Raw genomic sequence first — 24,355 nt, 5'->3', positions numbered from 1 at the left:
CCCTACCTGGCTGAGATCGATAGTGCGTTCTTCCACCTGGACGTCATTGTCGGCAGGGGCTATGGGCCCGCTGTCGGTGTATTTGATGGTCAAGGTGCTGGAGGAAAGCCATGGAATCAAAAAGGGACAGGTCGTGCTCATGCCGGTACGATTATGAAGCTTCTTAGCAGAAGTGTCGGAATAATCGCCGTCGACATCTTTCATGGTGTAGAGGAATTGGTCGATGGTGTCGTCGTCGGTATCGGGGTTGGCTTGATAAGTGTAGGAACCATCAGCTTGTAACGTTAAGGTACCATAAGTACCGACAATAGTGGTATTGACGTCTGAAGTCATGGGGCTGGCAAGATCGGTCTCTGTCTTGATACCGGCGGCATCATTGCCTACGTTCCCATTGGCGGTGACTGTTGAGAGGTTGCTTTTGGTGATGCTGTTGATGTCGGTATGAGTAGTGGGTACATTATTGGAAATAGTAGTTGTTTTTTCGTTGGTAGTATACAATATTGCTTTTTGAGTAGTGTCATTCGTTGATAAAGTAAATGAATCTGTAGGGTAACCAGCACCTACATTACCTTGTCCATATAAGGGATCTATGATAAAGAATTGACTCCCATCACTTAATACTTCTTGGCTTTTGCCTGCAGATGTGGCTTGAAGCGTATCCAAAATTTGGGTGGGATCTATATCTAAAGTAATGGCTTCATTCATTGCATTTTCTAGCATGACTTGGTAAGTTGCAGCGGGTGGTGTTAGAAAGGGTCGATGCAAATCGAGAATGCTAGAAAATCCATTAATGAATTTAGTATAATCCGGGTTGCTAAGTAAATTTAGTAGGCTACTGCTTTTTATAGACATATTACCTGCAAAAGTAATTGTCATGCCGTTCGAAAAGGTACTGGGATTTTCTATTAATGAGTTATTTTTTATCTCTGAATTAATGGAGAAGTAATTACGCATGGTTTTACCTTAACATTAACTATATATCAACTGACTATTCTAATTAAGTATAGCATTTCATCGGCAATGTAAATTTATTTCTTTGGTTAATTATTGGTAAGGATTACTGAGGGATAATTGCAAAAATGTAAATTCTCAACTACTGTTAAAGAACACATATCAAGGATTGATTATAAATGTACGTTAAACGCGATTCAAACAATAAAATATGCGCTATTTTCAATCAAGATGAAACGGGAAATCTTGAAAAAATTGATAGCGATCACCCTGATGTGTTAGAGTTTATTAGTTATGGTTCTTTAGAAAAAAATTACACTTTCCTAGCGTCGGATTTAGAATTTATTCGTGTGCTAGAAGACCTTATTACGCTTTTAATCAAAAAAAAACTTATTTCCATTACTGATTTTCCCGAAGCAGTTGTAAAAAAATTGGTTGAACGTAATAAAATTCGAAATCAATTTCAAAATATTTTTATTATTGATGAAGAATAATCAGTAGTGCTTGTTTTAATTTAAGCATTATTATTTACACAGCACTCACTACATGAATATAAATTCGTAGGTAATTTATCCATATTTTATTTTCATTGAAGATAATCTTACTAGTTCTTTAAATTTCAATTACTTACATTAGTAATGTTTTGGACTCTGAAATTGATATACATCTGCTTGAAAATGTAAAGTTCGATATAAAAAATATCGAACTGACGTTAATTAATAGCAAGGATCCGTAAATGTAGATTTATGAGGAAGGGAGTGCGCCAATTGGTTTGCAAACATGTACATCAAAGAACTTTTTACCATTTTGGGCACGTTGCTTTAGTACTAATTTTACTTTATTACCCTGAGCCAATGCATTACATGAAGCTCTTGGGGTAATTTTTTGGTTATTTTTATAAACGTTAACAACGCCAAAATAGACATTAAAAGTAGGATCAACCGAGGCATCACAATCAATATGATTAACAGCGGTTATTGTTTTTAATGGGATTTTGGGATCGGCGCAGGTTTTGAATTTAATTTTTGGTGTAGCTGCCATTGGTGTGGCTGCCAATAATGAGCCACTAAAAATCAACAAAAGAAACGAAATGATTACTCCATTTAAATTAATTTTCATTCTAAGAGCTCCTTTCAAATAGAACTATTGATCACTTTATTTTGTGTAACAATTACAAAGATAGCATAAACATTAATAAGTTACGAAGATGATCTAATAATTCCCGCAAATGATTTTAAAAGTCATTCTTAGAATCTACCTACTCATTTATTGCTATACTTTAGAATTGAAAAGCAAAAATCGTTATTGTAATAATCCAATGTTGGAAACATATCTACCTTGCTTCTTGGTAGCAATTGAAAAAAGATTTGGTATATTGTTAGAAAGTAAAAAGGAATTTCATCAATGGAAAATAACAACGCACAACATTGGACTGCTCGATTTATTGTCGGAATTATCATTCTTGTTCTCACTTTTATCGGATTAATCCTGACAAATATGAAAGCTGCAAGTGCATGGCGATTTTGGCAGATAATTACTGTCATCATTGCTCTACTTGCTTTAGGATTAAGTATTTATCTTAAGCGTTTAAAGAAAACTCCAACCCCAGTGCTCATTTGGCATGAAATTTTGCATTGGCTGGGACTCATTGGCTCCGTTTATATCATTTCAATTTATGTTGATATCGGAATTATAAGTCCATTTATTGGAGCATTAGGTGTGCTCGCACTTCTTGCACAAGCGATTTTTTTAGCGGGTGTTTATATTGAGTCTACTTTTCTTTTTATTGGAATTGCACTGGCTCTATTTGCGATAAGTATTGCCTGGATGGAAGCACATCTATTTCTTATCGTTATTCCTATTTTAATTATTGTTATTTTTACTATAGTTTATTTTGTTCGGAGAAAGCATTAATTAAAAAGCAAATAAATAGGGACATAGCAAGTCCTCTGATAGGTTACGTTCCTATCGCTTCGGAATGTATTATCATTTCTGAATTGGGAAATTCGTTTTATCCTTATCCTGTTGTCAACATACCACAAGAAATGCCTGTTACTGTTTTTCTTAAAAGAGGCAAATCCTTTCTTTTCATCGCCTCAATCTGAATGAGATTCAAAGGATGAACCATGGTTGATCTTAATTGAATACTTTCTCCAAGCCAGGGTTGATGAAAACAAAAATCCTTCTCACCTGTTATTTGATGGAAAAATAAGATGGTTGATTTTAGTTCTGATTGAAAAGGTTTGAGATATTCATCGGAGCCAGTTAATTGATACAAATACTGTTCCCAGATAGGGAGGTAAACTTTAGAAAGGGTTACGCCTAATTGTTTTACAAAGGCAGCAAAAAGAGCATTCTCCTTATAGAGAGCCTTAAGTTTATTTTTTTCAAGGCTATTTAGTTCTAGCCAAGTGGAACCAATGCCCCACCAAGTAGGGAAAAGAAGCCGTGTTTGAGTCCAGCATAGGATCCATGGGATGGCCCTAAGTTTTCTTTGATTGGGTCCTGATTTCCGTTTGTTTGGACGAGATCCAATCTTTAGCTCCGTCAAAAAATGGTAGGGTGAGGCCTGTTCAATTGTGGGCCAAAACCATTCGCTTTGTATCAGTGCTTTATATTTCTGACTGACCTTTGTGGAAAATAATGACAGTTCTTCGGGATAATCATTATCAGTGTTTTTATCTTTTTGTGAATAGATATCAAGGAGTTTGTCGATCTGACTTTTGAGTATGGAGCTTGAACCAAAGAGCCTTGCAACCATTTCTCCTTGGACAGTCGCTTTATAATGAGTCATCATTTCCTTGGACCAGGAAGCGATTTGTTCTTTGATATCACCACCACCGCGTTCAATACTGCCCCCAGAACCATGAAAAAAAATAGGCCGAAGACTCTTATTTTCTAATGTAGACTGAATACTTTTTAAGCTTTTCGCAATCATAAGTCGGGAAGGAAATACACCATTTTCTTTAGATGAGTCGGAATAGCCCAGCATGACTTCATAGCTTCCATCCCACTGTTTCAGATGCTTCTGTCTAATATCTTCAGTGATTGAATGATTTAAAATTATATCAGCATTGGTGAGAGCAAGTTGATTTTCAAACAAGGGCACAACAGGTAAGGCGTAGCTTCTAAAAATTTGTTTAACCAGATTAATTCCATTTTTTATATCTTCAGCAGATTCAACCATGCTGAGAATAAAACCTCGTATATAGTTTTTGGGATCAGCCCCCTGGGTTATAGAATAGACTTGTTCAAGCATTTTGATGATCGTGGTTTTTTTTATGCTTGTTAAACTTTCTTTTACAACAGCTGAATCTTCTCTGAGCTCTATAGGTATAACCAGAGCGGGATAGAGCTGAAAAATACTGGAGATGATGGAAAATTGTTCGGGTTTGAAATTTAAAAACTTCAGAGTGTCTGTTTGTATAGCGGTTAATTCTTTTTTGAATGCAGATACTTTTTCATGATCCCTTGGTTGTATTTTCCTAAGTTCAGATGCTTTTTTAATAAGCTGATGGAGTTGATTTGCCAAGGCTTTGTTTTCATTTAATGCAGTTGAGAGTTTTACAATTTCTAATACTTCTTTTAGGTACTCCTGAAGGTAAGCAATAAAAAGGGACCGAGAAAGCTCGAGACTTTTAACCATGATTTTTTCATTAACACCTGAATGCCCATCTTTATCACCTCCTACCCAAGTGCGCAATTGAATGGGGATGCCTTTGGTTAAAAAGGAATGATACAGTTTGATGTTAAGTGGATTGAGTGCGTATTGATAAATGTATCGAGCCTCGTCTTCTACGCTTGGTTTTTCATGATAGGAAATATTAATTTGAAGTGAGATTTTAAGCATTTGATCAAGATAAGATTCATTCATTAGATAAGGGGATTTAAGCGCTTCGACAAGATAGTCACGAATTGCTTTGAATAGCTTTAAAAATTCATTGGTACGCGCTTCTGTCGGATGTGCTGTTAAGACATAATGAATCTCTTGAGGTATGTCAGAATAGATTTTTTCTTTTCTTTGGTTGATACGAAAAATACGGTAGGCGCTTTCGCAGACATTAATGAGTTCCATCATGAGAGAAAAACCATGAGCAATTTGATAAAGCTGATTCCTGTCAAGCTGGGCGAGTTCCATTTGAAGATTAAGAAGTGCATTTCTAAGTATCAATGTTTCACTCCCAATCGTGTTTTGCATGGATAGTCGAATTTGCTCAATTCGTTCAAAAGTTTCTTTTCCATAGACTTCTGCAATGGCTTTCTCTAAACGAGAAAGGGACCAGGAGACCATATGGCTGAGCTCTCTTGGCAGATGGGAGACATTTTGTTTCATTGAATACTCCGATTTCTAAAACGGGGCTCATGACATTAATTGATATAAAAATTCCCTGTACTAAATATTCAAATGAATCATACAGCGGATCTTATTTATCCGGCAATGTAGTTAATTAAATTTGTTTAGACTACTTTTAATTTTTAAAAAAATATGGCATCTATCATGACGCATATTCAAAAAGTTACTCGCTATCTTAAAATATGGTGTACAACTTATTATTAACAGCAAATATAAAAAGGAGAAGGATAAAGAATGAACCTTAAAAATTATAGTATTCAAGAAATACTCGCAAAAGATGTAACTCTCAAAGTAAATCAACAAGAATTTGAAGTAAAAGGAGTCTGCAAAAGTTCTTTATTTACAAGTTCAAGTCTTCACAAACATAATAGGAAACAACCCTCATGAATGAGAACAATGATCAAAGACCATTACGCTCAAACGAAGAGCTTATTCATTTTAGAAAAACGCACTTTTTACCTACTGCTGGATTTTACCATAAAGAACCAATTCAGCTTGTCAAAGCACAGGGTACTTATGTATGGGACTCTGAAGGAAAACGTTACTTTGATGCCATAGGTGGAATTGTTTGCATCTCAGCCGGCCATAATCATCCTAAGATCAAAAAAGCACTTATTGAAGCACTAGAAGATGATGTAATTCAACACACCAGTCTTCTTTATTTAAATCAAGCACCTGTCGAAACTGCAGAACGTTTGCTTGAAGAAGCACCTAATGGTATGGACAGAGTATCCTTTACTAATTCTGGTTCCGAAGCTAATGAACTTGCTATAATGGCAGCACGTCACGCAACTGGAGAAACGATGGTTGTGAATGTTCGTCATTCTTATCATGGGGGGACTTCTGCTGCACTTGCCTCATGTGGCCATTCAATCTGGCGATTCAGAGGACAGCCAGTTACCGGCGTAACATCTGCTCTGGAGCCCTATTGCTATCGTTGTCCCTTTAAACAAAAACCTGAAAGTTGCGATCTGGAATGTGCAAAAAATGTTGAAACAACCATTCAAAATTCGACACACGGAAAAATAGCTGCTTTGATATTGGAGCCGGTGATGGGAGTAGGGGGATTTATTACACCTCCTGATGACTATTTTACTGAGGTTGCTCGTATTGTTCATGACTATGGTGGCAAATACATCAGTGACGAAGTACAAACCGGAGCAGGTCGTAGCGGTGGTGATCTTTTACTTACCAAAACTTTAGATATTGATGCAGATATGGTAACCATGGCCAAAGGGTTAGGTAATGGCGCTGCAGTTGGAGCCGTACTGATGAAAACAGAGGTTGCTGAAACAATGACAGGTAAAACGTATTTTAATACGTTTGCAGGTGACCCATTACAAATGATCCAAGCGAAGCTGACATTAGAAATTATTAAAGAGGAACAGCTTGTTGAAAATGCACGCATTATGGGCGATCTATTAAAAGATGGTTTCCATCAATTACAAAAGAAACACTCCCTCATTGGTGATGTTCGTGGTCGTGGTTTGCTTTTAGGGATTGAACTCGTTAAAGATCCCATAACAAAAACGCCAGCATCTGATGAAGCGTTTCAGTTAATGGATCTGTGTAAGGATAAAGGGCTATTAGTTGGAAAAGGAGGACAGTTTGGTAATGTTTTCCGAATAGCACCGCCTTTGACAATTAATCGGGATCAAGTGAATTTCATACTCACAACAATTGATCAATCTTTATCAGAATTAGCACGTTTGTATACTCTATAAAAAAAGTATGTCGGGTCGAATCGGTTGCCCGGCTTGCTTTGCGGCCGGGAATGTCATCATAAATAGGTGAAAATGTTAATTATTTTCTCTTTCGTTAGTAAATTGAGAGAATTGCGATGTTTTGATTGATAGAGTCGTTGTTATATCGAACTATACTATTCTAAAAAAGTTCGTCTTCTTTGGCAGAAAACGAACTTTTTTAATTAGTCTTTAGACTCTGGTTTTGGATGTTTTTAATTTCAAATTAAAATTAAATACACTTTCGTCAGATCAAGTTAAATTTTAATAATTTCTAATCTGAGGAGTCTCGATTTCTTCATCTTTTTTCATAGTCTGCATCCGCTCTTTTATTCCTCGGAATTTTTCTAGCATTACTGTTGCTTCTTTTTTTGTATCCGTTGCTTCTAATCGTGCAACTGTTGCTTCTTCTTTTGCAACTTTTACTTGTTCTTTTGCAACTTCAATTTCTTCTTTTGCAATTTTTACTTCTTCTTTTGCAACTTGTACTTCTTCTTTTGCAACTGTTACTTCTTCTTTTGCAACATTTGCTTCTACTCTTGCAACTCTTGCTTCTTCTTTTGTAACATTTGCCTCTTCTCTTGCAATATTTGCTTCTGATCGTGCAGTTTTTGCTTCTCTGAACGCTTGTTTTCTCACTTCTTCTAATGATTCTGAAAGTGCCCTGGCTTTACGTGCTTCTTCTGGGTCGACTCCTATTCCCCATCCTATTTTTAATGCTTTATCCAGTTCTTGCTTCGCATTTTCTAATGCTTGCTCTTTCTCTGCAGCTATTTTTTCTTTCTCTTCAGCTATTTTTTCTTTATCTGCGGCGGTTTCTTCTTTCACTACAGCTGTTTTTTCTTTCTCTTTAGCTGTTTCTTCCTTCTCTTTAGCTGTTTCTTCCTTCTCTATAACTATTTCTTCCTTCTCTTCCGCAGTTGTTTCTGCTCTTAAAACAGTTGCTTCTGCTCTTAAAACAGCTGCCTCTGCTCTTGCCGCTTTTAATTCTGCATTTGCTGCAACTGATACTCCTTTCTCTAAATTTGTCAAATCTGATCGTGCATTATTTGCTTCCGCTCTTGCAGCAGTTGCTTCTGCTCTTGCCGCTTTTGCTTCTCTGAACGCTTTTTTCCTCACTTCTTCTAATGATTCTGAAAGTGCCCTTGCTTTGCGTGCTTCTTCTGGGTCGACGCCTACTCCCCATCCTAGTTTTAATGCCTTATCTAGTTCTTGTTTCGCTTTTTCTAATGCTTGTTCTTTTTCTGCCGCTTTTGTTTCTGCTTTTTGAGCAATATTTTCAAATTTGACGGTTATCCCTTTTAATAAATCGTAATTATCAGCAGCTTCTTCGGCAGCTTCGACAGCCTTTGTAAGTTGAATTTGTTGCTCCTTACTGAAAGGCAACTCTGCAATTGCGCGGGCTTTTTCAAGTTCAGGGGTAGCTCCTCGCAGACCCAGTTCGTCTAATCGCGTATTCAAACTGAACAGCTTGGTTGGCACCTTCGGATTGGCCGAGTGGTTGGCCATCACCCTGGCTACCTCGAGTGTCGCAAGGGTGCCACCTTCACCCTGGAGGAGAGAAATCATATCCACAGATTTAGTTGCGGCGTTTTCAATACTCTCAGCTTTATTCAATAGATCTTCTTTGCTGAGCTTAAGTTCCTCCTCTGTAAGTTTGTATCCTTCAGACTCCCAACTTTCTGGCCTATCATTTGTTTCCAAATACTCAACATATGCTCGAAGGGCTCTCGCTTCCTTATTCATCTGCATAACCGCATCTGGTCCTATGCTTCCGTAAGTTGGGTGCGTAGTAAACGTACTCATGGGTTGGAACACCTCAACTGCAGAATGGAACCCAGCAGTGATAAGTCCTGCAGCTGACAAGGCAGCAATTGAAGTCACTTGATCCGGATGCGCTGTTTCTAGTGGTTTACCTGATGGCTGGTCCAGAGTCAAAGATGTAGGAGAGGTACCACAGAACAAATTCATAGTGGTTGCCATCTCTCCGAATGTTCCTGACACGTGTCCCGTTACTGGCTCTGTAACATTCTCAACGACTTGAGTGGATACTAAGTAGCTTGGCCAAGACGCGTCCACCAACGATTTCTTATGTTCAGGATATGCTGTCTCGAGCAGTTTCTCTGCATTGTCCCCTTGATTCAGTAGACCACGTCGTTCTACGACATCCCATCCTACTGGAGCACGTTCTGTTTTCTTGCCTACAGTGTGATAAGGCGCGGAAAGACCTCCCCCCTTCAGTGAAGAGACTACTCTGGCTTGATGGAAGATTTTTTCAAATTCTTGAACCTCTTCCACAGACGCCTGTCCCTCTTTACCTCTGAGTTTGCGCTGGCTATCGCAAAGCCCAGCTACGTAGGCATCATATACACGATGGGCATCACCGAGCGGACCTTTGTATGCAGCGCCAAAACCTGTTTCATGCTTTTCGAGTCCTCCTAGATCTCCCATAAATGACAGAATGCCTTGACGGGCTAGAGCACCTTCAGGGCCAGCTATCTTAGCTTTGGTTGTTATGTTGGCCATGTTTTCTCGACAGTCGTTAGCCAGGGACTGTGCTTTTTCGGCGTAGTTTTCAGGCCTTGGTTCTAGTTTTCTCATCTCAACGAGCTCGGCAAGCCTCTTGTTGAAATCTCCTGAGGGGAGACGTCCAGTTCCTCCATCAGCCATTAACCTGGTACACATGCTGATTAAAATTTCATCATTATCCAGATCTGATTTTGCTTCGCCTGTATGCTTTAGTCTCTCCATTACGGAATTCATCCCATCGGCGCATAGTTTCATTACTTGAAGAGAAGATTCATTTGGATAATAAAGTAGGTTACGTGCTGCTATCGATTGGTCGGTAGCTAATTCGAGTGTTCGTAGATTTTCTGATTCTTCTGGGTTGACCCCACTTCCTTTTGTTGTGACCCCTTTGTTGATGGGTAAGGGTTCCCGTGGTGGTGACTTTCGGTGTGGTGATGGTGGTTTGCTGGACATTGTTATACTCCTTAGGCTATAGGGATGTCACTCGTGTGTGGTGACGTATCCAGTTCATATCGATAAATAAATCAACTTATTTTAAATATAGGCTTTGGTTATTGGTTTATCAAGTTGGAGTTTTTTTCTAAAAATTGCATCAAAAATGGGATGTGCACACCGAAAAAAATTGTAAGGAGAGAGGTTGCAGATTGGTTGTTTAATAAGTATCGATTGGTTTTCCTCATTTCCAGATTTAAATCGATCGATACTTACCTCGTTGACTCAAAAAAAACATCATTTATGGCGAGGAGGATGTCAAAATTGTTCTTTTCTCTAAAGTAGGGCTGCGATTGGGCTTAAGAATACACTCTTCACTCAATCTCACATCAAAAAATTTTAGCCCAGCGTGCCTACTGTTAGAATTATTAGGTTTGGGCGATTTTTCTGATGTTGGTAATAGAGTATTATTTTGAAGTGCATCTGGAGTATGGCTTTGACTCATTTTTTCTATCAATGGCTTCTCCATCTGTGATGGATATTGAGTCGATTTTTTTCTATGAAAAACGGTAGGCCAAGTAAAAGCGATTGATACGAATACTAAAATGACTGGAGACAATATTGCCATGGTAATAGTTAATGCAAGTTTTGCACCTATTGTTTCTCCCAGCGTTTCACCAACATGAATTCCGCTTCGGATTCCACCGGCAACAGAATAAGCAAGAGAATCGCCTATCAAAGCACATAATTTGAGCATATTGATGGCCCCATACTTTATCTTTTGGGCTCTTGTTTGGTATTCTGCCGGTGGGTGATATATTGATTCAAATTTTTCTTTTAGATCGACATAGGTTTTCGGGTTAAAAACTTTATATACTTGTGAAAAAGTATTAATAACCATGGTTGTCGAAGTACATATCATAGCAATAACATGTGCTAAGAGGGTATCAGGAGTCGCACCTAAAGCATTAAAAAGCTTATTAACTCCTGATACAGTAGTAAACCAAGTTAGCGTCGCATAAACAGCTAAAAAGACCGTGCTTACGGCTCCTAATAAGACACATCGCAAAAGACCATAGGGTTTTTTATACTCTTCAATAAAAAGATTTTTAAATTTTGCGTAATTTTCACGTATGCCTACAGCTTGAAACGAATAAAAAGAGATAGCTGCAATCACAGACAACCCAATCGTAACTGCCAAAACTAGGGGGTTAGAGGCGAGCAGACCTGCTCCCAAAAAAGTGAGAAGTCCTACGAGACCAGCATATCCAGAAATGCCCGCAGAAATACATGCCAACAAGGTCACGATACCAAAAAATAATTTCTGACCTCTATCAAATATCGTTTTTTCTTGAATATTATCTTCAAGAGTCGTAAGCGTTTTTTGTTTTTGAGGCTGAAAGCCCGCACTATCAAGCATGGCTTGTCCACGACTTAATAAACAAACTATTCCATTACATAAGGAAAGTACTACCGCTAAGCCGAGGCTAACGCCAAAAGGAACTCCTAAAGTACTTAATAATCCCAGACAAAATACCATACAAAGCGCCATGGAGGTAACGACTTTGCCAATGACTAATGGCACTCCTTTTATCAGCCTATTTCTATTTTGAATGGGAGTTCTTGCAAATTCTTGGCCATTGCTAGAGTAGGTAGCAATTTGTAAGACTTCTTGCTTAGCTAATCTTTTTCCACCCGAAAGTATCTCTCCCCACTTAAAGGTAAGGAAACTCCAAAAATAGTGGGAAAACGGACGTTTTAGAAGATCGGTTATTCGAAGATCTCCATTTAAAATGGCTTGTTGAACTTTTTGCGATTCTTCTTCAGTAAATTGGTATTGGTTGAAAGAATCAATAATCCAATCTTTTTGAGTACGAAATTTTCTTCTTAAAACCATGATGACTTCAGGACGTTTATGAATAGTAAAATCGATTTGATCTTGTTCTAATAAACTAATTATTTCTTTCATTCCGACAAATCCCTTTTTAATACAAACTGTGTAGCTTATTTATAATTTCACAAGAATTCCATTTAAATTTTTAATTTATTTTCAATAGATATGATTCGCTATCATTTTCATTAGAAAGATTTGACATCCTCTGCGAGTTACATTCTAATCGTATTTTTTTATCATGATATGGAGCATCATGGCATTTTTGAATTTTCTAAAACCTGCACCTTATCTTGATGAAATTCAGGATAAAACCATTGTTAAACAACAATATCGTTATTGGCGTATTCGTACCTTTTATGCAATGTATATAGGGTATGTTTTGTTTTATTTTACGCGAAAAAGCTTTACCTTCGCGATGCCTGCATTACAAAGCGCCTTGGGGATGACCAAAACTGAATTGGGAATGATTGCTAGCATTTTGAGTTTAAGTTATGGCATCAGCAAATTTTTAAGTGGAATTCTTGGTGATAAGTCAAATCCTCGCTATTTAATGGCGATTGGGCTAATTTTGACAGGAATTGTTAATATTTTGTTTGGATTGTCTTCTACCTGGTGGTTATTTGCTATTTTTTGGGGATTGAATGGTTGGTTTCAAGGATGGGGATGGCCAGGATGTACTAAATTATTAACACATTGGTATTCTCAATCCGAACGTGGTCGTTGGTGGAGTATTTGGAATACATCACATAACGTTGGTGGTGCATTAATTCCATTGATTGTTGCGATGTGCGCGCAGTATTTCGGCTGGCGTTCAGCCATGTTTGTGCCTGGGATCATCTGCATTTTAGGAGGTATTTTTTTAATCAATCGTTTAAGAGATACTCCGCAGTCCCTTGGTTTACCTGCGATAGAGCAATATAGGGGAGATTTTTCTGGTTTATCAAATCACCACCAAGAAAAAACAGAATTCTCAGTCAAAGAAATTCTTTGGAATTATGTATTAAGCAACCCCTATATTTGGATATTATCCATTTCTTATTTGTTTATTTACATTGTCCGAACGGCCATTAATGATTGGAGCATGCTGTACTTAACGGAAGTGAAAGATTATTCTTTAATCACAGCAGGTAGTTGTGTCATATGGTTTGAGGTTGGTGGTTTTTTTGGAAGTTTAGCTGCCGGTTGGCTTTCTGATAAAATATTTCAAGGTAAACGCAATCCAATCAATGTTCTCTTTACTGCGGGTGTATTTGCCACTTTGTTGCTATTTACATTGACTAGGGGATATACACCATTCCTCGATTCTTTGTTTCTTTTTTTCTTTGGTTTTTTTATCTTTGGACCACAAATGATGATTGGTATGGCATGTGCGGAGTTAGCACATAAAAAAGCTGCAGCGACTGCAACTGGCTTTGCCGGATTTTTTGCTTATTGTTTAGGTGCTGTTCTGGCTGGTGCTCCTTTGGGTGCAATTATCAAAAATTACGGTTGGGATAATTTCTTTCTCACATTATTTATTTGCTGTTTGATTCCATTATTTATGATGCTGCCACTCTGGCATGTGAAAGCCCATTCAAGGCATCGTAAATCAGAGTTTTCAGGCAAATCTGAGTTTGCTTAGTGATTGGCTTCCCTAGGTGAGCCAGTACAAATAAAGGGGTACAATTAATGAAGTTGCCAGAATGTAGTGATTTAGTAAATCTAATGGAATAACAGAAGGACTCTATCGCAAATGAAACTCATTCAGCGAAGAGCTTATGGTTTTAGAAATTTTAAACCCGTATTACAATTTTAAATAAGCTATGCATTTATTTAGATGGCATAATCATTTTCTGCTCATTTCACCCCATTATACTAGTAATCATAACTTAGTGGTAGGCTGGTCTATTAGCTTATCACCTAGGGTAAGAATCTTTTATTAAAGAGGATGGATAGAAAATGTATAAAAAAACCAAACTTCCAGTATTATTTTTTAGTAAATCTATTATTTTATTATTATCATCGAATCAGTCTTTTGCTGATGCAAATCCCACTCCAGCCCAGCAAGTACTACAAACCGTAACCATCGGATCATACTTAAATAGTGATGGCGGCACTGCTCCTTTAGCCTATTATGATGGTGGTGTCGATTGGAAACTAAGCTCCGCTTTACCACTTCCTTCTGACGTCCTTCAGATTTCTGGCAAGCAGTATAGTTTTCTCAACGGCGTTGCTTGTTATAAAATGGGTCGTTCTTGTACTGCGATAGGAGCTTATGTTACTAATGCTGAGGGCCCAGATGCACCGGGTTATGCACCATTAAGCTATTTTTCGACTGATAGTGGTGCTCATTGGCAATTAAGCGCTACACTCCCTTTGCCGGAAGATGTAAGTATGCCAGCCGATAGCATACGTACCGCTCTTTTCGGGGTTGCATGTACTGGAGCAGGACAATCGCATTGTTCTACTGTTGGATATTACAGTAACAACACTGGTGCCACTGTGCCATTAAGTTATACATCAAGCAATGGAGGTAAGAAATGGAAACTTAGTGAAACACTCCCTTTGCCAACGGATGTGATCAGCCCAGCCAACAAGCAGAACAATATACTCTATGGCATTTCCTGTGATCCCAATGGTGAGTCATGTACTGCAATAGGGTCTTATACCAATAATAACAAGTCAACTGTCCCATTAAGTTATACATCAACAAATCGAGGACGTTCATGGACCCTCAATCAAACTCCTTTCCCTCTGCCAGCAGATGTTCCTAATAGTAATCAACTGAGTGAACTACGTTCTATTTTTTGTAATAAGATGGGATTCTGTACTGCGGTTGGGTATTATTATAATAATAGAACAGGGGTTTCTCCATTAAGCTATGTTTCAAGTGACAGTGGCGCTACATGGCAACTGAGCTCGACATTACCGCTACCCCCTGATGTAATCAGTCAAATCTACCGTCAAAAGACGTATCTTAATGGTGTTTTTTGCAGTCAAACTGATTCAAGTTGTAGTGCAGTTGGTTATTACACAAACAAAAATGGTGTCGTTGCGCCTTTAAGCTATACTTCTGTTGATGGTGGCTACTCATGGACTGTCAGCTCATCACCACTTCCTCTCCCTCCTGATGCCGCGACCGGCATTCTTAGTAATAGCGGGCTGTTTAGTATTATTTGTGATGAATCAAAAAACCTTTGTAATTCAGTTGGGTATTACAAGACAGCGGGCACTATGGGTATTGTTCCATTAAGCTATACTTCGACCGACGGAGGTATTACATGGGAGGTTAACCCCAATAATCTCCAGCTACCTGCTGATGCTACCCAAGTAAATCAATTGTCTCGTCTCAATGGCGTTAATTAATATCAACGAAAAACTATAGGATTTCTTCCTCGTGATTGATTTTATCAATCACGAGGATTCTCAGATTTTTCAGGAAATTTCTTTGACCTATACAGGGAATTTATGTCAAAGTATTAATCTAACGAAAAGCTATTTTCTATCATTTTTCAAGGAGGAATATGAAAGATGTCCTCTGAATTATTCGATCCAAATCGTCGTCATTTTCTTAAAAATGCTGCCGTTGCTATTGGGGGTACACTCATCGCAGGCTCTGTTCTCGCAAAACCAATATTGAACCTGGATAAAAAAGAGGAAGAAGTTTCCCCTAATGAGGACTTAATGAGGGAGCATGGTATTTTACGTCGCATCAATCTTATTTATCGAGAAGCCATTCATCGAATGAATGAAAAACAGGAATTGAATCCTGCACTCATTAATAAGTCGGCTACCATTATTCGCCATTTTATTGAAGAATATCATGAAAAGCTTGAAGAAAATTTTCTCTTTCCACGCTTTGAAAAGAAGGGCCAACTGGTTGATTTAGTAAGTACTCTTAAAATTCAGCATCAGGCAGGAAGGAAATTAACCGATTACATTTTAGAAGTATCAAGTTCGAAACACTTCAAATCCCATAATAAAAATATTACCGAAGTCTTATTTCAATTCCTTAACATGTATGAGCCGCATGCGGCAAGAGAAGACACCGTTCTTTTCCCTGCTTTCAGGACTATTGTTTCAGACAATGAGTACCAAGAAATGGGTGAGCAATTTGAAGAAGAAGAGCATAGACGATTCGGGAAAGAAGGATTTGATGGCATTGTTTCTCAAGTTGCAGTGATAGAAAAGGAATTAAATATTTATGATCTCGCAAAATTTACGCCCCAATCCATTCTCGGAGAAAAAATTTGAATATTTTTCTGGCCATAGGGCTTTTCATAGTAGGGCTTGTATTAGTGATTTATTTTGCTGAAAAATTGGTGAAAGGAGCTGTGGGAACTTCTACCAGTTTTGGAGTTTCTACCTTTTTCATTAGTGTTGTTTTTATTGGTTTCGATCCAGAAAACTTAGCTGTTGGCACAGTGGGGTCTTTTAACGAAATGGCGGGTATTGCCTTAGGTTCAGTCATTGGTGCCACCATGGTAGCGATTGCACTAGCCTTTGGTATCACCGCATTAATTGCACCGATGAAATTTAAGCAAACACCAAAACGTATTCTTATTTTACCTAATCTAGCTATTATTCTATTGGGGTTATTAGCATTGGATGGCGAACTTTCGAGAATCGATGGGTTGATTCTATTTGTCAGTTTCATTTTGTCAGTGGCTTACCTCTTATGGCTTAATAGAAAGGGGTATGATATTAAACCATCCCATGAACTTTCTGAAACCATAGCTTCTGTAAAAAAAGAGCATCAATGGAAATTTTTAGGACTTTTACTTCTTTCTCTTGCAGCCATTATTGTGGGTAGTGAGCTCATCGTTATGGCATCCAAAACTATGATTAGTTACTTTGGGCTTTCTGGCACCTTTTTCGGAATGATTATTCTTGCATTTTTAGTCAGCATCGAGGAAATAGCTCGGGAATTGCCTGCCGCACTTAAAGGAAGAGTGGATATTAGTTTTGGTAATGTGGTCGGTTCAATTTTTGCGTTTTTCTTATTTAATGCGGGCATTATTTCCATGATAAAACCGGTCACGGTTGATCAGCAAACATTGATGTTTTATCTGCCTTTTTGCTTGTTCACCATGATTGTAATCTCCCTTTTCATGTTAGCGCAGCGTATATCGCGATGGATGGGAGGAATCTTGGTTTTTTTGTATCTAATCTTTGCTGTAGGAGGGTATTTTTTGAAAAATACTCAATAAATAGCGCCGCAAGGTGGCCTAGTTCTTAGTTTTCACATCAATAACTTGCTCCAGCCCATTTCAGATAACGAGACATCCTTTATTTCATTGACATCAAAATCTTTATGTTGTTTTGCAAGAGCATTTTTGTTTCTTCAATGGTTAAAGCATGCCATTGCTTCATGTTTTTCTTCAGGCCATATCAGCTTTTAATAGTGCAGAAATAATTTCAGGTGTTCGGTTGTAGCCTCTCTCTTTTATGCCAGAAATTATTTTTGCGACAAAACGGATAAATACAGTTCGTATTGGCCATTGGCATTGGAGAGTAAGAATTTTTGAGGTGTATTTATAGCCCAATTCACTGGTTCTGATTTTTGATTAGGCATACTCCATTTTAAATGTAAACTGCCTTTTTCATTTTTTAATTCAACACGAATCAAGCCAATAACATCATCTGGATTTAAAGGTTTTGAGTCTTGGTCCATCATAGATACAATCAAAATAACTTTTTCTCCACTCTTAATGGGTTCAGACCATAGACGAGTTGACTTAAGAGTATTGATTTTTGATGAGGGTAAATGAAATGGAAACTCTGGGATACGAATATATTGTGTTGGTTTTTTGCTGCGTAATACGCTTATATCAAAATATAAATCATCGCCAAGCCATTCTCCCTCCTTTATCATTTTTATCTGATTTAAGATAAGTTTAGGGGATAGTTCCTGATTATTAACTGCGAAAGCCGTGGATGAGAAACAAAAAACAACAAGTACGCACCAATGTGTCCATTTCATTTTCTGACTCCTTTCAGTACTTTTTTGCAATGCTCATAATCCATAATAAAAAACCAATGCTTAATTATTAGAACCACGAATTAATAGCACAGGAGTAGTTGCAATGCGGATAATATTCTCAGCAACACTACCTAAAAATAAACGGCTAAAACCTCGTCGACCATGAGTTCCTATAACTAGTAAATCAGCGGGCCAATTTTTTGCTTCTTCAACAATAAATTCAGCAATTCTCCCCTGTAATGGCCTAAGCACTAAAAGAGATTTTTCAACTTTTATGGATGATTGGCTTTCTATGGTCCTTACCGCATCATCCAAAATCTTTTGCCCATCTTCTCTCAAAGAGCTATTTAATAAGGCATAATCGAAACTTGGGCCGCCAGAGTAGACAATTCCTTCATCGACCACGTGGATAACTTTTAAATTTACATCCTGACCTTTTGTTCGTTTAATTAGTTCATCTATTACTATATTTGATATTTGACTCCCATCAATCGCTAACATTATATTTTTATAAATCATCATATAGCTCCAAAATTTCATAAGTTTTATGAAGATATATCTTTGTTACTAAGCTCCTTTAAGTATATATCCAAGAAATTTCAAAATGCTAAGTTTCAACAGTTGAAAGTTGATATTAATTTGGTTATTGAGTTAAAGGCTGCTTTTAACAGCATTGATAAAGTGGGTGATTTGTATGTTTTTGATATAGGGGGGGTAATAAACTCCGTTTGATTGCCAGCATCCATTTTAATCGGAAAAAGTTGTATATACGTCATATCTTGACCCATCAAGAATATGACAAAAATAAGTGGAAGGAGTGAGTATGACTGCTTTAGCACATAATCATTATTTAGAAGAAACAATCCAGCACTGGAAACATATCTCTCCGATTATCCATGAGCCTCAAAATGATGATGAGTATGAAAAGCTTGCCAGCATGCTTGATCAATTATTGGATATTGTTGGTGACAATGAGTCTCTCACTTCTCATGTTAAAGAAATCGGATTCTCTTAACATGATCAAATTTAAATCTATAGGTCATAAAATACGCAGAATTCTATTGATCACCAATATTCATGGAAATTTGGATGTTATCAATCAAATGGTAGTCAAAACCATGAAAGATGTTGAATGGTTGAGGAAACCCATGCAACAAGTAGCTAATTTTATTCTTGAGTATATGATGGAGACGGCTGATTTCAGTTAATCAAAAAAATTTAATCGTTTGCACCGTTGCTCTAGCAATTCGAGATATTTTTCCTGCATCGGTTGAGATAAAAAACTGAAACCAATCAGCTCTTGCCATTTTGGTATTACCTGATGGAACTCTTGTACGATCCCATCGATGACGTTCTGATTTAATCCTAATTTTTCCACGGCAAAATATTTAAGAAAATCATTCTTTGTTAAATTATTTTTTTTCCCTTTCAGGGGCAAAGCGATTTCTTCTTTTGTGTTTTTTTGAGCGATAGTTGAGTTAAGTAAATCGTAGGCTGGTGATATGGAAATTTTTCTATCCTTAGTAATTAGGGAAAAATTTTTTAGGTGCATGTCTTCATTGCCGACCAGGAAGTTAAACAACGTTAGCTTAAATAATTTCACGAATTCAATTTTTGGGAATGTACAAAACTGTTCTATGACTGCAATTATTTTTTCCATAGAACTTTTATATTTTGTATGTCGATCTTCACCTGATAGCTGTGCAAAATCTTCTAAAGCTAACTTTTTATTATGGCCTATTCTATCAAAGCGTTTAATGAAGTAGGTTAAACTGTTGTCTTTAGAATAAACCAAACCATGAACCGGCACTTCGAGGCCTATAGTTTTTGCAAGGGTCATAGTAATGGCTTCATTTTCAGGCAATTCTGGATAAATATCACTTTGTGGTTTTAAAATATACTGACCATATTGATCAACGATTTCAAAACATCCCTCTTTAATCTTTAGTTTGGCACTTAGTTTCTTTTGGACGCCCTGAACAGACATCTTTCCTACACGAGCAATTGCTTCCTGTCGCTGCTCATCAGCACTTAAATCTAATGGGCTAAGATTTTTTAATTGAGGAGAAAGCAAATGCAATCCACGTTGTGAATAGTTTTCTTGAACACTTATCTTTTCATAAGTAATAGGACAGTGTTTCATCTTAGTTCCTCAATCGTCACTGCGCCTACGACATCTTGGCCAACTATTATCAATTGGCCAAAATAATCATTTTTATCGATTTTATATTTGCGTAATAATGCTTCAAGCATAATCCCTTCAGGTAGCAATCCTTCAAAAAAAGGGGGAAACACGTCAAAATCATAGACCTTATTGGTTAACGGCATGGTAAGAGAAACAGGTGCCCCCTGATAATCATTAAGGTAAGTAAATTGATATTTTTTACCTTCTAACTCCTCTAATATTCCAGCTCTAATGCCATTCACTGATACGTATGCTTTTCTCATGAATTATTATCCGTTGTTTGAGGAAAAGGCGTTTCAAATTTCATTTGGATATTTAAAACATCTAACACTTTTAGCAATGTGTTCAAGCGCACCGATTCTTTCCCTTTTTCAATATCGTATATAACTGTCTTGCCGACACCCGCTAACCGGGCTAATTCTTGTTGCGATAAGCCGCTTTGTTTACGGTAGTAATGGACTAAATTGGCAATCTCGTGTGTGGGCATGGAACACCAAAAATTAATTATATATTACTGTTATAGCAGTAAAAATGATTAAAATAAAATTTATTATTGCATTTTTTTGCATTAATTCGCCATAAATTACTGTTATAGCGGTAAATTTGCTTGGTTTCCTGGTTTTATGTGTATTTATTTATTTTAAATTCCAAAAATTACTGTTATCGCAGTAAATTTTTGGGGGATAACAAAAAAGTCATTGGCTCAGCTTCAAAAATTCGTCTATTCTGGATTAAATGTTCGGCTAGTATGGAATATAAACAAAATTTCTGATGGAGAATCAGCACAAACGTAGTCTTCATGATGATGCAGGCGTCAAGCAAGAATTAAAGCCATAAAGTGTGTGAAAAACAAAAAAGCGGGGTAGTGCTGATTTTGTTGCGTAATCCAAATTTGAGAATGCCTAAACGCACGTCATATGTGGGTGATTATGGCTTATGATGATAAGTACGTTGAATCATTTGAAGCTTTATGCTTAAACAAGAATTTATTAAATGATAAATCAGCATCGCTTCGTGCTGCGCCTGGCTTTTTTTGTAATACAAAAAAGCCAGGGTTATAAACATAGTGAACACTTGTGGAGATAAAATGCTAACCTGAGTTTTGCAAATAGCAGCTGATGTGAAAATGGTAAAATCTACTCTGTAAATACTTGTAGGCTACGGTGGGCATTATTGCCCGTGCAAGCGATAAAGGAGGCAGAGTGCGAATATCATCAGGGCTCGCGCTAATAATGCCATGAGGGTATTAAGAGCTATTTTTAATTACGCCCTGTATGAATATCAAGACGGCAATGGCCATCCGATTATTACCATTAACCTGGTCAAATACCTATCGCATACCAGGGCATGGTATCGAGTGGATCGAAAACAAACGGTTATCAAACCGCATCAATTAGCAGACTGGTATAAAACGGTTATTATATTGGTGGAAACCGATAACTATCGCAACGCTTTATTGTGGCATGATTATTTCTTATTACTCTTATTCACCGGCATGCGAAAAATGGAAGCAGCCTCTTTGCGCTGGGAGGATATTGATCTCAAATCCAAAACCATCACCCTTCAAGACACCAAAAACCACGAAATTCACACACTGCCTATGTCTGATTTTGTTTATGAGTTAATGGAGCGCAGAAGCTGGAATAAAACCAGTGAGTTTGTATTCCCTGCTGAAAGTAAAACGGGTTATATCTATGAACCTAAAAAAGCGGTGAATAGAGTGGTTGAATTGTCTGGTGTACCGTTTACCTTGCACGACTTGAGAAGAACATTCGCTACTGTTGCTGATAGCCTTGATTTACCTGCTTATGCTTTGAAGCGATTACTTAACCACAAAATGAATAATGATGTGACCGCAGGGTACATTATGAAAGATGTGGAACGTTTGAGAAAACCCATGCAACAAGTAGCTAATTTCATTTATCAACACATGAATCTTAGCCAGACTGTGTGATGATCATTTTACAATTATCTCAAAATGAGATATAATTCGATTTAACAAGGATATTTTTTTGCTATGCATATTATAACTAGAAGAAGAATTACAGAGGCGAAAGCATTGTTTCCTCAGTGCGCATCTGCCTTAGCAGGGTGGTTGAAGGTTATAGAGGAGAATGATTTTAAAAATTTTGCTGAGTTAAAGGCTACCTTTAACAGCATTGATAAAGTCGGTAAATTGTATATTTTTGATATAGGGGGAAATAAACTCCGTTTAATAACCAGCATCCATTTTAATCGGCAAAAATTATACATACTGCATATCTTGACCCATCAAGAATATGACAAAAATAAGTGGAAGGAGTGAATATGACTGCTTTAGCAAACACTAATTATTTAGAAGAGACAATCCAACATTGGAAACATATCTCGCCTATTATTCATGATCCTCAAAATAACGATGATTATGAGAAACTTGCCAGTATGCTTGATCAATTGTTGGATATTGTTGGTGAAAATGAATCTCATGAGTTAATGGGGTTAGTTGATGTAATCAGCCATATGATAACTCAGTATGATGAAAATCATGATGAACAGCTTCAAAAAGGAAGCGGCATTGATGCATTAAAATTTCTCATGGAGCAGCACGGTTTAGATCAAAGTGATCTTAAAAATGAAATTGGAAGTCAGGGTGTTGTTTCTGAAATATTAAATGGGAAGCGACAACTGAATCTCTCTCATATCAAGAAATTAGCCGAGCGATTCCACGTTGCGCCAGCTACTTTTATTGATTAATTTCAAAGCTATGTAGCTTCAGATAAATAGTCTCATGTTAAGAAAACTCAAAAATGTTAACATGAGATACCTTTCATGTTAAAGAAATCGGATTTTCTTAACATGTCTAAAATTCAAACTACAGGTCCTAAAGTGCGTAAAATTTTATTGCTCAGTGATACCCACGGAAATTTGGATATCATCAATCAACTGGTAGCTCAAACTAACGCTGATATGGTGATTCATGCAGGAGACTTTGGGTTTTATGATGAACAAAGCATTTATCGACTAAGCCCAAGGGAATTACGCTTGCTAGTATCCCACTCACCAGTTTGGCGACAATATGAAGTTGATAAACAAACTAATCGTGAAAGGTTAATAGAAATCGTCAAAGAAAATCGGTTGCTAGGAGACTTCCAGGATTTTATTTCAGGGGAAAAGAAATTCTCAGTTCCTGTATATGCTGTGTGGGGTAATCATGAGGATGTGCACGTTTTGAAGCAATTAAATGCCAATCTCCGTATTGAAAACCTGCACGTGCTTGACGAACATCACTTTTATCAATTCCACACGGATGAAAATGAACTAGAGTTTTCTCTTTATGGTTTGGGTGGTAATTTTTTGGTAAGCAAGAAGTTATTCGATAAACCAATTGCTGGTAATGGAGGCAAAGTTTGGTCTGTATTGCATCAATTTGGTTCCTTGTATCAGCAGGTTAAAAATAAAAGTAAACCATCGATATTTGTATCCCATGTCAGCCCGGGCAAAGAGCCACTTTTATCTCGCTTAATCATGCATTTTATGCCTAACTTTTGGATCAGCGGTCATATGGGTGCACCGTTTACCTGTACCTGGAATCAATTTACTATCCGGGAGATGAATGAATACTTAGATTGGCTAGAGAGCGATATTGATTTAATAGAAGAACAATACCAGCAAGGTCGCCTGACAGAAGAAGCATCATTGGCTTATGAGTTAATTAAAAAGTCTATCGATAAGGATGATTCTTGGTATAAAAAATTGTGGAATATCAATCTACCTGATGTAGCTGATGGGCATGCGCTTTTAATTTTGAATGAGAAAAATTTTCATTGGAAACCTATTCAAATGGAATTAAATTCATTTAAAAACTACTTGGGACGAAGGGGACAAGCGGGGCATCCGCATCATTTCTGAGCTAGAAACGTCCCTACCTCATTTTGCAATTGTGGGACGTATGGGACAAAGTACATTTTTTCACATAAATAATAATACCAAAAGTGATTATTGATTCGCAGTTCGCGATTCGCGAATTGCGAATTTGTGCTATACTCTGTTTATATAGGTCACATTGGAACGATAAATGTTAAAGCCACAAGACATCGTGATACTGTTAAAAATATTAGCTAGTGAGCGACCTGAGCAATTACTTCAAAAAGATTTGGCAACATATCTTTGCATGAGTGCTTCTGAAGTGCATGAAGGGATGAAGCGATTGGAATTATCTGGATTGATTGCACCTGTATATCGTAAATCTGAAGAATCTAATTCAAGTAAAACTATTCGGATGCCCATACAAGCCGCTTGTGAGGAATGCTTGATTTACGGTGTAAAA

At 37.3% G+C, this 24,355-nt stretch carries 23 protein-coding genes and 2 pseudogenes; 15 read left to right on the top strand and 10 right to left on the bottom strand.

From position 1 onward, the window contains the following. The coding region (locus Lgra_RS04775; RefSeq protein WP_157068253.1) for a VCBS domain-containing protein at positions 1 to 954 on the bottom strand (954 nt) is incomplete at its 3' end. A gap of 176 nt (positions 955 to 1,130) precedes the next feature. Here Lgra_RS04775 and Lgra_RS04770 point away from each other — a divergent pair. After that, positions 1,131 to 1,445: a hypothetical protein gene (locus Lgra_RS04770; protein WP_058498142.1), complete on the top strand. Its 315-nt coding sequence runs from the start codon at positions 1,131 to 1,133 to the stop codon at positions 1,443 to 1,445. A 250-nt stretch (positions 1,446 to 1,695) separates the two neighbouring features. Here the strand turns inward: Lgra_RS04770 and Lgra_RS04765 are convergent, their stop codons facing one another. Continuing rightward, positions 1,696 to 2,070, bottom strand: a complete 375-nt coding sequence (locus Lgra_RS04765; protein WP_058498141.1) for a hypothetical protein — start codon at positions 2,068 to 2,070, stop codon at positions 1,696 to 1,698. Positions 2,071 to 2,355: 285 nt separating this feature from the next. On the opposite strand from Lgra_RS04765, the gene Lgra_RS04760 reads away from it, so the two are divergent. Next, a complete protein-coding gene (locus tag Lgra_RS04760; RefSeq protein ID WP_058498140.1) occupies positions 2,356 to 2,865 on the top strand; it encodes a hypothetical protein in 510 nt (169 codons plus the stop codon). Between the two features lie 103 nt (positions 2,866 to 2,968). On the opposite strand, the gene Lgra_RS04755 is transcribed toward Lgra_RS04760, so the two are convergent. Continuing rightward, entirely contained in the window at positions 2,969 to 5,284 is a 2,316-nt protein-coding gene (locus tag Lgra_RS04755) for a phosphoenolpyruvate carboxylase (RefSeq protein ID WP_058498139.1), read from the bottom strand. A gap of 404 nt (positions 5,285 to 5,688) precedes the next feature. On the opposite strand from Lgra_RS04755, the gene Lgra_RS04750 reads away from it, so the two are divergent. After that, the gene (locus Lgra_RS04750) at positions 5,689 to 7,029 is read left to right on the top strand and encodes an aspartate aminotransferase family protein (RefSeq protein WP_058498138.1); all 1,341 of its coding nucleotides are present in this window, start codon (positions 5,689 to 5,691) and stop codon (positions 7,027 to 7,029) included. 282 nt (positions 7,030 to 7,311) lie between these two features. On the opposite strand, the gene Lgra_RS17740 is transcribed toward Lgra_RS04750, so the two are convergent. Both Lgra_RS17740 and Lgra_RS04740 read right to left on the bottom strand, forming a co-directional pair. Continuing rightward, positions 7,312 to 10,029 carry a hypothetical protein gene (locus tag Lgra_RS17740; protein ID WP_058498137.1) on the bottom strand — a complete coding sequence of 906 codons (2,718 nt, stop codon included), beginning with the start codon at positions 10,027 to 10,029 and terminating at the stop codon, positions 7,312 to 7,314. 280 nt (positions 10,030 to 10,309) lie between these two features. Then, positions 10,310 to 11,977, bottom strand: a complete 1,668-nt coding sequence (locus Lgra_RS04740) for a hypothetical protein (RefSeq protein WP_058498136.1) — start codon at positions 11,975 to 11,977, stop codon at positions 10,310 to 10,312. A 178-nt stretch (positions 11,978 to 12,155) separates the two neighbouring features. Between Lgra_RS04740 and pgtP the strand changes: the two genes are divergently transcribed. From pgtP to Lgra_RS04720, 4 genes are all read left to right on the top strand, one after another. Beyond that, positions 12,156 to 13,523: an MFS transporter gene (pgtP, locus tag Lgra_RS04735; RefSeq protein ID WP_058498135.1), complete on the top strand. Its 1,368-nt coding sequence runs from the start codon at positions 12,156 to 12,158 to the stop codon at positions 13,521 to 13,523. Positions 13,524 to 13,840: 317 nt separating this feature from the next. Beyond that, complete coding sequence (locus Lgra_RS04730) at positions 13,841 to 15,247, top strand: beta propeller repeat protein (RefSeq protein ID WP_058498134.1); 1,407 nt, start codon at positions 13,841 to 13,843, stop codon at positions 15,245 to 15,247. A 165-nt stretch (positions 15,248 to 15,412) separates the two neighbouring features. Next, a complete protein-coding gene (locus tag Lgra_RS04725) occupies positions 15,413 to 16,135 on the top strand; it encodes a hemerythrin domain-containing protein (RefSeq protein ID WP_058498133.1) in 723 nt (240 codons plus the stop codon). Then, the gene (locus Lgra_RS04720; RefSeq protein ID WP_058498132.1) at positions 16,132 to 17,091 is read left to right on the top strand and encodes a sodium:calcium antiporter; all 960 of its coding nucleotides are present in this window, start codon (positions 16,132 to 16,134) and stop codon (positions 17,089 to 17,091) included. The genes Lgra_RS04725 and Lgra_RS04720 overlap by 4 nt, the downstream gene beginning before the upstream one ends. Positions 17,092 to 17,339: 248 nt before the next feature. Here Lgra_RS04720 and Lgra_RS04715 read toward each other — a convergent pair whose 3' ends face one another. Both Lgra_RS04715 and Lgra_RS04710 read right to left on the bottom strand, forming a co-directional pair. Further along, the gene (locus tag Lgra_RS04715; protein WP_058498131.1) at positions 17,340 to 17,864 is read right to left on the bottom strand and encodes a hypothetical protein; all 525 of its coding nucleotides are present in this window, start codon (positions 17,862 to 17,864) and stop codon (positions 17,340 to 17,342) included. A gap of 60 nt (positions 17,865 to 17,924) precedes the next feature. Continuing rightward, entirely contained in the window at positions 17,925 to 18,380 is a 456-nt protein-coding gene (locus tag Lgra_RS04710; protein ID WP_058498143.1) for a universal stress protein, read from the bottom strand. A gap of 212 nt (positions 18,381 to 18,592) precedes the next feature. Here Lgra_RS04710 and Lgra_RS18590 point away from each other — a divergent pair, with 212 nt between their 5' ends. Genes Lgra_RS18590 through Lgra_RS04700 form a run of 3 tightly spaced genes read left to right on the top strand, consistent with a single transcriptional unit; the run spans position 18,593 to position 19,072 of the window. Then, positions 18,593 to 18,685 carry a type II toxin-antitoxin system HigB family toxin gene (locus tag Lgra_RS18590; RefSeq protein WP_242606170.1) on the top strand — a complete coding sequence of 31 codons (93 nt, stop codon included), beginning with the start codon at positions 18,593 to 18,595 and terminating at the stop codon, positions 18,683 to 18,685. Between the two features lie 2 nt (positions 18,686 to 18,687). Next, positions 18,688 to 18,879: a hypothetical protein gene (locus Lgra_RS04705; RefSeq protein ID WP_238584362.1), complete on the top strand. Its 192-nt coding sequence runs from the start codon at positions 18,688 to 18,690 to the stop codon at positions 18,877 to 18,879. A gap of 1 nt (position 18,880) precedes the next feature. Then, positions 18,881 to 19,072 carry a hypothetical protein gene (locus tag Lgra_RS04700; protein WP_058498130.1) on the top strand — a complete coding sequence of 64 codons (192 nt, stop codon included), beginning with the start codon at positions 18,881 to 18,883 and terminating at the stop codon, positions 19,070 to 19,072. On the opposite strand, the gene Lgra_RS04695 is transcribed toward Lgra_RS04700, so the two are convergent. From Lgra_RS04695 to Lgra_RS04685, 3 genes are read right to left on the bottom strand one after another with little or no spacing between them, the layout of a single operon-like run. Then, the gene (locus tag Lgra_RS04695; protein ID WP_058498129.1) at positions 19,069 to 20,007 is read right to left on the bottom strand and encodes a lpg2370 family Dot/Icm T4SS effector; all 939 of its coding nucleotides are present in this window, start codon (positions 20,005 to 20,007) and stop codon (positions 19,069 to 19,071) included. The genes Lgra_RS04700 and Lgra_RS04695 overlap by 4 nt on opposite strands. Further along, positions 20,004 to 20,312 (bottom strand): HipA N-terminal domain-containing protein, encoded by a 309-nt coding sequence (locus Lgra_RS04690; RefSeq protein WP_058498128.1) that lies wholly within the window; start codon positions 20,310 to 20,312, stop codon positions 20,004 to 20,006. Before Lgra_RS04690 ends, Lgra_RS04695 begins: the two co-directional genes overlap by 4 nt. Continuing rightward, complete coding sequence (locus Lgra_RS04685) at positions 20,309 to 20,536, bottom strand: helix-turn-helix transcriptional regulator (RefSeq protein WP_027222480.1); 228 nt, start codon at positions 20,534 to 20,536, stop codon at positions 20,309 to 20,311. Before Lgra_RS04685 ends, Lgra_RS04690 begins: the two co-directional genes overlap by 4 nt. Positions 20,537 to 21,265: 729 nt before the next feature. Between Lgra_RS04685 and Lgra_RS04680 the strand changes: the two are divergent. From Lgra_RS04680 to Lgra_RS04660, 5 genes and pseudogenes are all read left to right on the top strand, one after another. Continuing rightward, positions 21,266 to 22,003 (top strand): annotated as a pseudogene (locus Lgra_RS04680) (tyrosine-type recombinase/integrase); the annotation flags it as partial. Between the two features lie 63 nt (positions 22,004 to 22,066). Then, positions 22,067 to 22,354, top strand: coding sequence for a type II toxin-antitoxin system HigB family toxin (locus Lgra_RS04675; protein ID WP_058498127.1), 288 nt, complete (start codon positions 22,067 to 22,069; stop codon positions 22,352 to 22,354). 2 nt (positions 22,355 to 22,356) lie between these two features. Continuing rightward, positions 22,357 to 22,782 (top strand): helix-turn-helix domain-containing protein, encoded by a 426-nt coding sequence (locus tag Lgra_RS04670; RefSeq protein WP_027225938.1) that lies wholly within the window; start codon positions 22,357 to 22,359, stop codon positions 22,780 to 22,782. Between the two features lie 102 nt (positions 22,783 to 22,884). Beyond that, a complete protein-coding gene (locus Lgra_RS04665; RefSeq protein WP_238584361.1) occupies positions 22,885 to 23,937 on the top strand; it encodes a metallophosphoesterase family protein in 1,053 nt (350 codons plus the stop codon). A 166-nt stretch (positions 23,938 to 24,103) separates the two neighbouring features. Then, positions 24,104 to 24,355 (top strand): annotated as a pseudogene (locus Lgra_RS04660) (hypothetical protein); the annotation flags it as partial.

This window comes from Legionella gratiana, from assembly GCF_001467695.1.
Classification (GTDB): domain Bacteria; phylum Pseudomonadota; class Gammaproteobacteria; order Legionellales; family Legionellaceae; genus Legionella; species Legionella gratiana.
This window is presented reverse-complemented; position numbering and strand designations above follow the sequence as displayed.